The following is an 11,975-nucleotide window of genomic DNA, read 5'->3' as shown; positions in this document are numbered from 1 at the left end:
TGACACCGGTATCGTCGTGGTGCTGGGCGTGAACGAGCGCGATTTTGGGGCGCTCTACAACGCGCAGATCATCTTTGATGCGACAGGTGAGATCCTGCTCAAGCGTCGCAAGATTACGCCTACCTACCATGAGCGCATGGTTTGGGGGCAGGGTGATGGTTCCGGTCTGAAAGTCGTTGAAAGCGCTGCCGGTCGCATCAGTGCACTGGCCTGCTGGGAGCATTACAATCCGCTCGCCCGCTACGCGCTGATGACCCAGCACGAGGAAATCCACTGCGCACAGTTCCCCGGTTCGCTGGTTGGGCAGATCTTTGCCGACCAGATGGAAGTCACCATCCGGCATCATGCGCTGGAATCCGGCTGCTTTGTCGTGAACGCCACTGGCTGGCTCATGGAAGATCAGATCAAGGAGATTGCGCGCGACCCGGCACTTGAAGGACCACTACGGGGCGGATGTTTCACAGCCATCGTCTCACCTGAAGGCAGGTTGCTCGGCACACCACTGACGGAAGGCGAGGGCATGGTCATTGCCGATCTCGACTTCGCCCTGATTACCAAACGCAAGCGGATGATGGATTCAGTAGGGCACTACGCACGGCCCGAACTGCTCAGCCTGCTTCAGGACCGACGGCCGGCGCGAACGGTGCATTATGTCGGTGAGCATGAAGCAGCGGAGCCGATTGGTCCCTCCAAGGACGAGGCCAAGCCATGACCGTACCAACACTTGGCACACTTTCCGGTCGTAAGCTCGTCACGGACCTGCAGTCCTTTGGGCTTCAGATCGGCGAAGATATCGGTGGTATCGCCCGCAAGGGCGGAGCCGGTCCTTCCGACCACAAGACAATCACCATCGCGGGCCAGACCGTCATGGTGCCGGTCTATACGTCCGGTGCGCGACGGTCTCCGTTTCAGGCCAGTCCACCTGACCAGCACGGGGCCAGCACGCTGCTGCGTGATGGGCAGACACTGGGCACGATCCATTTTCCGGCTGCCCCGCGCTTTTACGGGCTGAGCACGGCAGACGGTATTCCCTACTGGAAGATCGCGCTGCTGCATGGCCGTGACACGTTGGCGACCACGGTGCACCAGACCTGCATCCGCTACGCCGACCGGCGCACGTCGTGCCAATTCTGCGCCATTGGCCAGTCGCTGGAGGCGGACCGGACGATCGCCTACAAGACGCCGGCGCAGCTTGCCGAGGTCGCCAAAGCCGCCGTGGAACTCGACGGTGTCCGCGACATGGTGCTGACGACCGGCACGCCCAATGTGATTGATCGGGGTGCAGCCGTGCTGGCGGAGTCAGCCCGTGCCATCAGGGCGGCGGTGGATTTGCCGCTTCAGGTTCAGTGCGAACCACCACGTGACCACGGTTGGTTTCAGCGTCTGCGCGATGCTGGGGCCGACAGTCTGGGGATGCATCTCGAAGCCGCGACGCGGGCGGTGCGCGAGAAGATCATGCCCGGTAAGGCCACGGTGAGCGTCGATCGCTATATGGACGCTTTCGCCAGCGCCGTGCCGATCTTCGGGCGCGGGCAGGTCAATACCTACATTCTTGCGGGGCTTGGTGACAGCGCCGCAGATATTCTGGCCCTCGCCGAGCGTCTGATTGCGCTCGGGGTCTATCCTTTCGTGGTGCCGTTCGTGCCCATTTCCGGCACTCCTCTGGAAAATCATGCGCCGCCTTCAGCTGATTTCATGAAATCCGTTCTGGCGCCGCTTGGGCGGATGCTCCGGGGAGCGAACATGAAGTCCAGCGACATCCGGGCCGGATGTGGCCGTTGTGGCGCCTGTTCCTCGCTTTCGGCGTACGAGCAATGAGAGCGATCCTCGAAGGCGTGGAAGACCGCCCGTTCATTCCGATGGAATATGTCGTGCGCCTTGCCCGCACGCCATGGGAGCGTGCCGGCTATCACGCGCTCCGTCGCGAAGTATTCTGCAGTGAACAGCATGTTTTTGCAGAGGATGACCGCGACGCAATCGATGAGGTCGCCATTCCCATCATCGCGGCCTGCTGCATGGCGGGAATGCCGGATCGGGTTGTGGGAGCGGTGCGCATCCATGAAGCAGAACCCGGCATCTGGCGTGGTTCCCGGTTGGCTGTGCATGAAGATCATCGCAAGCTGGGGCGGATCGGGGCGGAACTTATCCGTATGGCGGTCAGCACGGCGCATGGGCTTGGGGCCGCGCGGTTTCTGGCTCAGGTGCAGGAGCAGAATGTGCTGTTCTTCCGTCGCCTGCACTGGAAGAGTCTCGGCGTCATCACGCTGCACGGCCTGCCACATCACGATATGGAGGCCGATCTGTCGCGCTACCCGGCGCACGGTCTGGATCAGACCTGGCTGCTGCGTCCGCAGCCCCGGATACGACAGGTGGCGTGATGGCACACGAACTCGCCACACTGCTGCGCACGCTCCGGAACGGTCGCGCCCTGGCGGGTAAACAGGATATTGCCGAAACTGCGGCAATCCTGAAGCCTGCTAATCCTGATGCCATCCGGCTTGGCGATGACTGCGCCGCAATTCCGGATGGCGATGGCTACCTTCTGCTGGCTAGCGAGGGCTTTCAGGATAGCTTTGCCCGCTCAATGCCGTGGTTTGCCGGGTATTGCGGCGTGATGGTCAATGTCAGCGACATCGCGGCAATGGGTGGTCGTCCCGTAGCCGTGGTGGATGCACTGTGGAGCGATACGTCCGAGGCAGCTGCGTCCATTCTGACCGGTCTGCATGAAGGTGCGCGCACCTATGGCGTGCCGGTTGTTGGCGGACACACCAACATGCGCAGCACCCATAACTCGCTGTCGGTGGCGATCCTCGGCCGTGCCCGTCATCTGCTGACCAGCTTCGATGCCCGCCCTGGCGAGGTTCTGATCGCCGCCATCGACCTACGTGGCCGCTGGCACGACCCGCACCCGTTCTGGGATGCCAGTTCAGCACTGTGCGGCACCGAGGGAGCGGTCCGGCTGCGTGGGGACATCGAACTTCTGCCGTGCATTGCCGAAGATGGCCTGAGCCGTGCTGCGAAGGACATCAGTATGGCCGGATTGTTGGGCACCGCCCTCATGCTGGCCGAATGTTCGGGCGTCGGCATGACCATCGCGCTCGATGACGTGCCGCGCCCTGACGATGCACCGATGGAGCGCTGGCTCTCCGCATTCCCCAGCTATGGCTACCTGCTCACAGCGCGCCCCGAAGATGCTGAAGCGCTCATGGCCCGGTTTCGTGGGCGTGACATTGCGGCTTCCGTCATCGGTCAGTGTGACAGCACGCAGCGGCTGGATGTCACATGGGCGGACGAGAAGGAAACCTTCTGGGATCTCGCCCGGACGCCACTCATGGGATTTGCGCCATGAGTCTGTCCATTGGCATCCTGACCCACTCGACCAATCCACGCGGTGGTGTGGTGCACGGCATGGCGCTGGCGGAAGCCCTGTGTGACGCGGGCCATGACGCAACGCTGATCGCGCCGGACGTGACAGGAGCCGGTTTCTTCCGCACGCCCCGCTGCGCCACACGCTGCATCCCGGCCGCATCTGTGCCTGACCTGCCAGCACTGGTGGAGCGTCGTATTGGCGAGATCAGAGACGCATTGCGCGGTCAGCATTTTGACGTGCTGCATGCGCAGGACCCGATCAGCGCCAATGCGCTGGCCGATCTGGTGGAAGAGGGGCGGATACAGGGCTTTGCCCGCACGGTTCATCATTTGGACCGTTTCTCCCACCCCGGTGTCGCGGCTCGCCAGACACGGGGTCTGACGGCTGCGACCGAACTTTTTACGGTCAGTCAGCTCTGGGAGGACACGTTGCTCACCGAGTACGGGCGGCATGCGCCTGTGGTCGGGAATGGTGTCGATCTGGAAAGGTTTTTTCCGGAGCCCGGTCTGCGCGATCAGGAACTTCGCGCACGGTATGGGCTTCCGCAGAACGCACGTCTTGTGCTGTCGGTCGGCGGGGTCGAGCGTCGCAAAAACACGCTTGTTCTCCTTGATGCTTTTGAGATGCTGCATCGGAAGCTGCCTGATCTGCATCTTGTGATTGCCGGAGGCGCGTCCCTGCTGGACCATTCCGACTACCGTCGTCTTTTCGATGAGCGGATTCAGAGTGGCGGGCTGGCAAACGCGGTGACTGTGACAGGTACGATTGCGGATGACGATATGTCCGCACTGTATCGACAGTCTTCCGTGCTGGCCTATCCTTCAAGAACGGAAGGCTTCGGCCTGTGCCCGCTTGAAGCTCTGGCCTGCGGAATCCCCGTGGTGGTGCCGGCCGCACCTCCTTTCACGGAGCATCTTCATACTCTCGAGGCATTCTGGTGCCAGCCGGAACACCCCGAAACACTTGTCTGCGCGTTGCGCGACGCTCTGAGCGTCCGGAGTCCGGCCCGTTTCCGGGTCAGTGGCCCCGCAACGGCCCGCCGCTTCGACTGGCGCCGCGTCGCCAGTCGGCATCTCCCCGCATATCGGCGTCTCGCGGCGCTGCCGCACGCTGGCGTTCCTGCTTCAGGAGTTTTGTCATCATGCCCGAAATGACCTTTCGCGTGCGCTGGCCCGATGGGAAGGAGACCGACTGTTACTCCCCATCGCTGGTCATAAGGGATCACTTCACGCCCGGTCAGGATTATCCGGTCCGGGAATTTCTTGAAAAAGCGGACACGGCCCTGACGGAAGCCAGTGAGCGGGTTCGAGCGCGCTACGGCTTCCCGTGCAGCCGCGCCCTTGGTCAGCTTCACGCCATTCGGCAGACCTGCACGCCCTTCCTCAATCGACCCGATGCGCAGGTGCGCGTCCTGTCTTTCAAATCCTGAGACGGAATATTCTTATGACACAGAACGAGAAAACCATCCCCGTCATCATCGTGGGTGGCGGACAGGCCGGACTGTCCATGAGCTGGTATCTCTGCCGCGAGAAGGTGGAGCACATGATCTTTGAGGCAAAGACGGCCTGCCATTCGTGGGATGATGAACGCTGGGACAATTTCTGTCTGGTTACACCAAACTGGCAGTGCGAACTCCCCGGTCATCCTTACAAAGGGAGCGATCCACACGGCTTCATGGTGAAGAAGGAAATCATTGATTACGTCAAAGGCTTTGTTAACTCGTTCAACCCACCGCTGCGTGAACACACAGCCGTCACCTCCATCACACGTCACGAGGCCGGTGGCTATCGTGTGGTGGCGGGCGGAGAGACCTGGCACGCAAAGCATGTGGTCATCGCATCGGGAGCGTATCAGGACGCGGTGATTCCCGGTTACGCCAGCGCGATCGATCCATCGATCTTTCAGGTCCACTCACAGGATTACCGCAACGCGGCCCAGCTTCCGGAAGGCGCGGTTCTCGTTGTGGGCAGTGGCCAGTCCGGCGCGCAGATCGTCGAGGACCTGTTTCTTGAAAAACGCAAGGTGCATCTCTGTGTCGGTTCCGCCCCACGTGTCTCGCGTTTCTACCGTGGCCGCGACGTGGTGGACTGGCTTGCGGACATGCATTTCTACGACCTGACGGTGGATAATCATCCTCTGCGTGACGGTGCACGCGACAAGACCAATCATTACGTCACGGGCCGAAACGGCGGGCATGACCTTGATCTGCGCAAATTTGCGAAGGAAGGCGTGGGCCTGCATGGCACGCTGGAGACCATTCGTGACGAAGTCGCTCACTTCGCACCAGACCTGAAAGAAAACCTTGATGATGCGGACAAGACCAATGCCGACATCAAGAAATCCATCGACGCCTATATCGCCCGTGAAGGGATCACTGCCCCAATCGAAGCCGCTTATGTTCCTGTGTGGGAGCCCGATGGCAGCAACACCCCGCTGGACCTGAAGGCCGCCGGGATCACCTCGATCATCTGGTGCATCGGCTTCCGTTCGAACTATCGCTGGATCGACGTGCCGGTCTTTAACGGAGCCAACAAGCCCGTCTGGCATCGGGGTGTGACCGATGCGCCGGGCTTCTACTTCCTCGGCCTGCCATGGCTGCACACATGGGGATCGGGGCGGTTCTCCGGTGTTTCGCGTGATGCCGCGTGGCTGACGAGCCAGATCACCGGCAAAGATGTGCCCGTAGCCTGAGCGGAGGTAAGCGCCATGCTTCCATGGACGACATACGAGGCGATGTATGACGCAGCCCTGAACCAGCCAGAGCCGTTCTGGCTGGCTGCGGCACAGTGCGTCACATGGATGCAGGCTCCTGTGACCGCATGCAGGACGCGGTCGGACGGCTGGCATGACTGGTTTCCCGAGGCCACGCTCAATACCTGCCAAAACGCCGTGGACCGGCATGTTGAAAATGGTCGTGGTGAACAGGCAGCATTGATCTGGCATTCCTGCGCCACCAAGGAACGTCAGGTTGTAACCTACAGGGAGTTGCAGGGCAGGGTGGCCGGATTTGCCGGTGGTCTACGCTCGCTCGGAGTGGAGAAAGGCGACCGTGTCCTGATCGCCATGCCGACCATGATCGAGACGGCCATCGCCATGCTGGCCTGTGCACGGATCGGGGCGGTGCATGTCATGGTCTTTGCGGGTTACGCCGGGCCTGAACTGGCGCGACGGATTGATGATGCGGCACCGAAAGTCATCATCATCGCCAGTTGCAGCTTTCAGGGGCAGACGCCCATTCCGTCCGCGCCCGCTCTGAACGAGGCGCTCGCTACGGCGGCGCACAGACCGCAGGCCTGCGTGATCGTGCAGCGCGAAGCCTGCCCGGCCTCGCTTCTGCCGGTGCGGGATCACGATTTTCACACGTTGGAACAGTCCGCACCAGTAGAGCCGGTCATGCTGCGTTCCGAAGATCCCTTGTATATTCTTCACACGTCCGGCACGACGGGCAATGCGAAGGGCATTGTGCGTGACAATGGTGGCCACGCAGTCGCTCTCGCCTTGTCCATGGATCTGATCTACGGCTGCAAACCCGGCGATACCTTCTTCACGACATCGGATCTGGGGTGGGTGGTTGGCCATTCCTATGGCGTCTATGCGCCGCTGATCAGCGGCTGTACCAGCGTGATTGTGGAAGGCGGTGCTTCAGCTTCTGCGATCCGCGCGCTCTGTCATGAGCACGCGGTGAAATGCCTGTTCACCACACCAACACAGATGCGGCTCATGCGACAGGAGAGCCGCCATCTGTCAGGGGCGATCCTGCCCGCGCTGGCCCGCATCTTCGTGGCCGGGGAGTATGCAGACCCAACATTGCTGGACTGGGCGCGGTCGTATTTTCGCAAACCCGTGGTCAATCACTGGTGGCAGACTGAAACCGGATGGAGCATCACCGCTCATTTTTTCGGTCTGCCCGAGCGTGAGCCGGTCTCGCTCATGAACGACATCGGGCGGCCTGCACCGGGATTTCGTCCAGCTATTGTGCCGTCCATGCCGGGTGAACAGTGTGGCGAGATTGTCCTCTCCCTGCCGTTGCCGCCCGGCTGTCTGGCTGGTGTCTGGAAGGATGGGGCTATTCGCCTTCCGTCCGCTTATCTTGATGAAACAGGTAGATATTACCGCACCTTTGACGAAGGCATGATCGAGGCCGACCGCGCCGTGCATATGCTCGGACGATCCGATGATGTCATCAAGGTCGCAGGTCGCAGAATTTCCGGCGTGCAGATCGAAAAGATCATCGCCACCCATCCTGCCGTTCATGCCTGCGCCGTAGTCGCGACCCCCGATGAACTGCGGGGGCAGCGACCTGTCGCCTATGTGGTCGTTGACCCGCGGGCCGCCTGCGAACCATCTTCCGAGGAAATCGTCGTGCTGGTCAACAAAGTCCTCGGGCGCTGGGTTGGTCTGAAGGAAGTCCGTTTCGTCAGGCATCTACCGACCACGGTATCTGGCAAGATCACACGCAAACGCCTGCTGGTATCCTGACGTTAGCAGTGCAACCTGCCAATTGTGGAGCGGCGAGCCTTCAAATGGCCTGACCGCCGGAAACTTCGATCCGCTGCGCATTGACCCAGCGATTGTCCTCGGACAGCAGCGAAGCGATCATTGGACCGATGTCGTCAGGAAGTCCGGGACGTCCAAGTGCGGTTACTTCTCCAATCTGGCGAGCAATATCCTGATTGTCCCGCACCATACCGCCCGAGAAATCCGTCTGGATCGCACCCGGCGCTACCGTGTTGACGGCAATACGGCGCGGACCAAGTTCCTTGGCCATGTAGCGCGTCATGACTTCCACCGCCCCTTTCATGGAGGCATAGGCAATCCAGCCGGGATAGGAAAAGCGCGTCAGTCCGGATGAGATGTTTACGATCCGGCCGCCATCCGCGATCAGCGGCAGCAGCGTCTGTGTCAGGAAGAACGGACCCTTGACGTGAACACGATAGGCGGCGTCGAAATCTTCCTCCGTCACCTCGCCGAACAACGCATGATGCGAGGTGCCTGCCATGTTGACCAGATAATTGAAACGCTCGGCTCCCCAATTGCGCAACACGCGTCGGATCTCGTCGGCGAAGGCAGGAAAAGCATGCGTATCGCCGGTGTCGAGTTGCAGGGCCACCGCGCGGGCACCGCTGTGCTGGACACTCTCAACCACTTCATCGGCAGCGGCTTTATTGGTGTGATAGGTGAAGATTGATGAGACGCCACGTCGGGCGAGGGCTTCAACGGTGGCGCGGCCCAGTCCACGGCTTCCGCCAGTGACGATGGCAATGGTGTTTGTTGCAGGCATGGGAATCTCCATCTGGTGAGGGACCAATCTTGGTCACACCATCGTCCGTTCGATAAGACCGCTCTTTCCGTCAGCATTGTTTTGCTCCATGGAATAATCCCATGGACAGGCTTGCCACACTCGACCTCTTCGTCCGCATTGTTGACCGCAGCAGCTTCAGTGCCGCAGCAGCTGATTGCGGCGTCTCTCGCCCGGTTGCGACCGCTGCGATCAAGGCGCTGGAGCAAAGGCTCGGCACCCGACTGCTGCATCGTTCGACCCGTCATGTCCGGCCAACGGAGGAAGGTGCTGCCTATTATCGCCGGTGTGTGGCGATCTTGGCGGATCTCGAAGATGCCGATCGTGGTGCGAGTGGCGCTGTGGCCGGTCTCTTGCGCGCTGATGTGATCGGCCGTCTGGCGCGCATGATCCTGCTGCCAGCATTGCCGGACTTCCTTGCGCGCCACCCGGCGCTGACCGTTCATCTTGGTGAGGGTGAGCGGTTTGTCGATCTGGTGCGCGAAGGGGTGGACTGCGTGGTCCGAACCGGAAGTCTGCCGGACAGCGATATGATTGCCCGACCGCTGGGCGTTATGGAAGAGGTGACGGTCGCCAGCCCGGCCTATCTGGCGCGGCACGGAACGCCTGTCTCTCCCGACGATCTTGAGGGGCATCAGATGATCGGCTTCGTGTCCTCACGCACCGGCCAGCCTTTGCCATTGGAGTTTACACGCGGCGAGGAGGTGATCGAGGTCTCGCTTCCGGCGCGTCTGTTGGTCGGAGGTGTTGATACCTATGCCGAAGCGGCCAGACTTGGCTTCGGTCTCGTACAGGTTCCTCGCTATGGCTTCGCGGATGATCTTGCGAATGGCACGCTGATCGAAATGCTTCCTGATTTTCCACCCATGCCAACGCCAGTGTCGGTCCTTTACCCGAGCAACAGGCAGCTTTCTCCGCGTGTGCGGGTGTTCGTGGACTGGCTGTTGGAGATTATTGGCCCGCGACTTCATCCACAGTGCGAGTGAGCGTCCCTATGCGGGTGCAAGGGCGAGATAGAGCGAGATCGTTGCAATCGAGAGTACCGTGGATGCCAGAACGACCCGTCCGGTAAGAGCTGCCTCCCGATCATAGAATTCCGCCAGCATGAACGAGCCGGTTCCTGTCGGGAGTGCGGCAAGAAGCACGGCGATTTGTGTCATCGCTGGAGGCAGGTGGAGCACGGGCGCTGCGATGATCCACGTAACCAGAGGCTGGGCGATCAGCTTTAGCCCGACAAGAATGGCGGCAGTCAACGGGCGTGCAGACGCGGCACCGACGGAATTTCCGGCAAGGAACAGACCGAGGGCGATCAGGGCGCAGGGGGATGCAGCCCCGCCGAGAAGCTTCAGGAAGGCATGAACGGGTCCCGGCAGATGCCCGCCGGATATCATGACAAGGCCGCCAAGGGCTGGCGCCACCAGCAACGGATTTTTCACCAGCGAAAAGAGCGTTTTCGCAACGATGTCGCGCGGTCGCGCTTCGGTTTGCAATCCAGCCTCGATCAAAACGATTGCTATGACAAACAGCACACAGACCGTCACGATCGTGGCGATGAGCGTCGGCGCCATGCCGGTATCGCCAACAAGAGACAGGACAAGCGGGAAACCGACAAACCCCGTATTGGCGTAGCTCGCGTTCAGTCCGTCAATGGCGGCATCGGCAAGATGGTGTCCTGCCGATACCCGCCACCATAACGTCCCGGCAAACACGATAAAACAGCCGAGCGTGAACGCCGCAATGAATCCCGGCTCCCACAGATCGGTCATTTTTGCATTCGCCACGATGTCGAACAGCACTGCAGGCAACGCAAGATAGACCACCAGCCGATTGACCTCGCGTGTGGCATTGGGGCCAAGCGCACCCGATTTTCGTGCGATCCATCCGGTAAGGATGAGGGCAAAGATAGGCAGGACGATCAGCAGATTGTTCAGCATCAAGAATCTCGGGAGGCCAGCAAAAGCGTGACGCTATCGGAGGCTATTGATACAATCCAATACTCATATGGTTCACGATCAATGCTGTCAGGGTATCAGATGGACACGCGGCATATGCGGTATTTCATGGCTCTGGCGGAGACGCTTCATTTCGGTCGGGCCGCCGAGCGGATGAATATGAGCCAGCCGCCGTTCAGTCGCCAGATTGCCATGATCGAGCACACGTTGGGGGTGAAGCTGTTTGAACGAAACTCGCGCAATGTGGCGCTGACCCCAGCCGGAAAACACTTCATGAAAGACTGTCGAAAGGTGCTGGGGCTGTTTGAGGAGGCGTGCCGGGATGTCAGGCTGGTTGCCAGCGGCATGAAAGGCGAATTGCGGTTTGGATTCATGATGCACGCCGCCCACAGCGTCGTGCCGCAACTCGTTCAGCTTTATGCGGAGGCGAGGCCGGATGTCCGCCTTGTCCTTGACGAACGCACGCCAACAGAGATCGATGAGATGCTGGTGGCAGGGACACTGGATGCCGCCGTAACATTTGATTGCGGATATGCGCCGCACCTGCAGACCGTGCTGCTGGCCAGGGAGCGATTATGCATCATCATGCGAAAGGACCATCCCCTTGCCGCGGTCGACCAGATCGGCCCTGAGGAACTCCGCGAGGAGAAGATCATCGCAGCATCCGCTGCGACAGCGCCGGCTCTGCGATCCGCGATCAACAGCTATTTTTCTGCCAAGGGAATTGTCCCGCATGTCGTGCTTGAACCGCGGTTGCAGCACACGATTATCCAGCTTGTTGTAAAAGGGCTGGGTGTAGCCCTTATCCCGGCATCGCTGTGTGCCGAACTGGGGGCAGGGCTGATGTCACGGGCTTTGACAGACGCTCCCCAACTTGACGTTGTCCTTCGAGCGCCGATCACTACGAAAAACCCCGCAGTCTCGACATTCATGGAAATTGGGAAATCGATGCAGCGGGCTTCACTCTGATCCATGGAACCTGTGCAGGGAGTCTGTTTCCAATATCTTCGCTCTCCATATTCCATGGTCATGAGTGGAGTACTTTTATGATGTCTTCCGACGCCAGAACCAGACCAAGCATAATCATGATCGCTCCGGATATGTAGCCGGTCACGATGGACGCTCTGGGGCGGCTGCTTAATATTGTCCGCGCGCCAAATCCGACCATCAGATAGATGGAGACGCAGTTCATTGTGTGAATGATGCCCAAAACCCCGATCTGCAAAAAGATCGGCCACGATGAACCCGGATTCGTAAACTGGGGCAGAAGGGCGAGAAAAAACAGAAGAGCCTTGGGGTTCAGGCCACTGATGGCGAACCCTTTGGTAATCCAGCGCCGCGCACCAGTTTCCCG

At 60.4% G+C, this 11,975-nt stretch carries 13 protein-coding genes; 10 read left to right on the top strand and 3 right to left on the bottom strand.

Features of this window, described 5'->3' with window-relative positions; translation table 11 throughout:
- The 8 genes from B3759_RS00530 to B3759_RS00495 form a co-directional block, all read left to right on the top strand.
- A partial coding sequence (locus B3759_RS00530; protein WP_291362633.1) for a nitrilase-related carbon-nitrogen hydrolase occupies positions 1 to 712 on the top strand: 712 nt, incomplete at its 5' end.
- Positions 709 to 1,818: an MSMEG_0568 family radical SAM protein gene (locus B3759_RS00525; protein ID WP_291362631.1), complete on the top strand. Its 1,110-nt coding sequence runs from the start codon at positions 709 to 711 to the stop codon at positions 1,816 to 1,818. The genes B3759_RS00530 and B3759_RS00525, both read left to right, overlap by 4 nt.
- Entirely contained in the window at positions 1,815 to 2,378 is a 564-nt protein-coding gene (locus B3759_RS00520; RefSeq protein WP_291362629.1) for an MSMEG_0567/Sll0786 family nitrogen starvation N-acetyltransferase, read from the top strand. The genes B3759_RS00525 and B3759_RS00520 overlap by 4 nt, the downstream gene beginning before the upstream one ends.
- The gene (locus tag B3759_RS00515) at positions 2,375 to 3,349 is read left to right on the top strand and encodes a sll0787 family AIR synthase-like protein (protein ID WP_291362627.1); all 975 of its coding nucleotides are present in this window, start codon (positions 2,375 to 2,377) and stop codon (positions 3,347 to 3,349) included. The genes B3759_RS00520 and B3759_RS00515 overlap by 4 nt, the downstream gene beginning before the upstream one ends.
- Complete coding sequence (locus B3759_RS00510; protein ID WP_291362625.1) at positions 3,346 to 4,524, top strand: MSMEG_0565 family glycosyltransferase; 1,179 nt, start codon at positions 3,346 to 3,348, stop codon at positions 4,522 to 4,524. The genes B3759_RS00515 and B3759_RS00510 overlap by 4 nt, the downstream gene beginning before the upstream one ends.
- Positions 4,512 to 4,799, top strand: coding sequence for an MSMEG_0570 family nitrogen starvation response protein (locus B3759_RS00505; RefSeq protein ID WP_291362623.1), 288 nt, complete (start codon positions 4,512 to 4,514; stop codon positions 4,797 to 4,799). The genes B3759_RS00510 and B3759_RS00505 overlap by 13 nt, the downstream gene beginning before the upstream one ends.
- Before the next feature lie 14 nt (positions 4,800 to 4,813).
- Positions 4,814 to 6,061: an MSMEG_0569 family flavin-dependent oxidoreductase gene (locus tag B3759_RS00500; RefSeq protein ID WP_291362621.1), complete on the top strand. Its 1,248-nt coding sequence runs from the start codon at positions 4,814 to 4,816 to the stop codon at positions 6,059 to 6,061.
- Between the two features lie 15 nt (positions 6,062 to 6,076).
- Complete coding sequence (locus tag B3759_RS00495; protein ID WP_291362619.1) at positions 6,077 to 7,849, top strand: AMP-binding protein; 1,773 nt, start codon at positions 6,077 to 6,079, stop codon at positions 7,847 to 7,849.
- A gap of 40 nt (positions 7,850 to 7,889) precedes the next feature.
- On the opposite strand, the gene B3759_RS00490 is transcribed toward B3759_RS00495, so the two are convergent.
- Positions 7,890 to 8,651, bottom strand: coding sequence for an SDR family NAD(P)-dependent oxidoreductase (locus B3759_RS00490; RefSeq protein ID WP_291362617.1), 762 nt, complete (start codon positions 8,649 to 8,651; stop codon positions 7,890 to 7,892).
- Between the two features lie 101 nt (positions 8,652 to 8,752).
- Here B3759_RS00490 and B3759_RS00485 point away from each other — a divergent pair, with 101 nt between their 5' ends.
- Positions 8,753 to 9,655 (top strand): LysR family transcriptional regulator, encoded by a 903-nt coding sequence (locus tag B3759_RS00485; protein ID WP_291362615.1) that lies wholly within the window; start codon positions 8,753 to 8,755, stop codon positions 9,653 to 9,655.
- A 6-nt stretch (positions 9,656 to 9,661) separates the two neighbouring features.
- Here the strand turns inward: B3759_RS00485 and B3759_RS00480 are convergent, their stop codons facing one another.
- Positions 9,662 to 10,603 carry an AEC family transporter gene (locus B3759_RS00480; protein ID WP_291362613.1) on the bottom strand — a complete coding sequence of 314 codons (942 nt, stop codon included), beginning with the start codon at positions 10,601 to 10,603 and terminating at the stop codon, positions 9,662 to 9,664.
- Positions 10,604 to 10,702: 99 nt separating this feature from the next.
- Between B3759_RS00480 and B3759_RS00475 the strand changes: the two genes are divergently transcribed.
- Positions 10,703 to 11,590: a LysR family transcriptional regulator gene (locus B3759_RS00475; protein ID WP_291362611.1), complete on the top strand. Its 888-nt coding sequence runs from the start codon at positions 10,703 to 10,705 to the stop codon at positions 11,588 to 11,590.
- A 58-nt stretch (positions 11,591 to 11,648) separates the two neighbouring features.
- Here B3759_RS00475 and B3759_RS00470 read toward each other — a convergent pair.
- Positions 11,649 to 11,975 (bottom strand): LysE family transporter (locus tag B3759_RS00470; protein WP_291362609.1); only part of this gene is annotated, 327 nt, incomplete at its 5' end.

Source organism: Acetobacter sp. UBA5411 (assembly GCF_002409645.1).
Classification (GTDB): Bacteria; Pseudomonadota; Alphaproteobacteria; order Acetobacterales; family Acetobacteraceae; genus Acetobacter.
The sequence above is the reverse complement of the archived record's forward strand: the minus strand, read 5'-3'. Positions and strand labels throughout refer to the sequence as shown.

Coding starts and splice junctions, on each gene's coding strand:
- B3759_RS00525 (WP_291362631.1), top strand. CDS start 709: ATGACCGTACCAACACTTGGCACACTTTCCGGTCGTAAGCTCGTCACG.
- B3759_RS00480 (WP_291362613.1), bottom strand. CDS start 10,603: ATGCTGAACAATCTGCTGATCGTCCTGCCTATCTTTGCCCTCATCCTT.
- B3759_RS00520 (WP_291362629.1), top strand. CDS start 1,815: ATGAGAGCGATCCTCGAAGGCGTGGAAGACCGCCCGTTCATTCCGATG.
- B3759_RS00490 (WP_291362617.1), bottom strand. CDS start 8,651: ATGCCTGCAACAAACACCATTGCCATCGTCACTGGCGGAAGCCGTGGA.
- B3759_RS00500 (WP_291362621.1), top strand. CDS start 4,814: ATGACACAGAACGAGAAAACCATCCCCGTCATCATCGTGGGTGGCGGA.
- B3759_RS00475 (WP_291362611.1), top strand. CDS start 10,703: ATGGACACGCGGCATATGCGGTATTTCATGGCTCTGGCGGAGACGCTT.
- B3759_RS00505 (WP_291362623.1), top strand. CDS start 4,512: ATGCCCGAAATGACCTTTCGCGTGCGCTGGCCCGATGGGAAGGAGACC.
- B3759_RS00495 (WP_291362619.1), top strand. CDS start 6,077: ATGCTTCCATGGACGACATACGAGGCGATGTATGACGCAGCCCTGAAC.
- B3759_RS00510 (WP_291362625.1), top strand. CDS start 3,346: ATGAGTCTGTCCATTGGCATCCTGACCCACTCGACCAATCCACGCGGT.
- B3759_RS00485 (WP_291362615.1), top strand. CDS start 8,753: ATGGACAGGCTTGCCACACTCGACCTCTTCGTCCGCATTGTTGACCGC.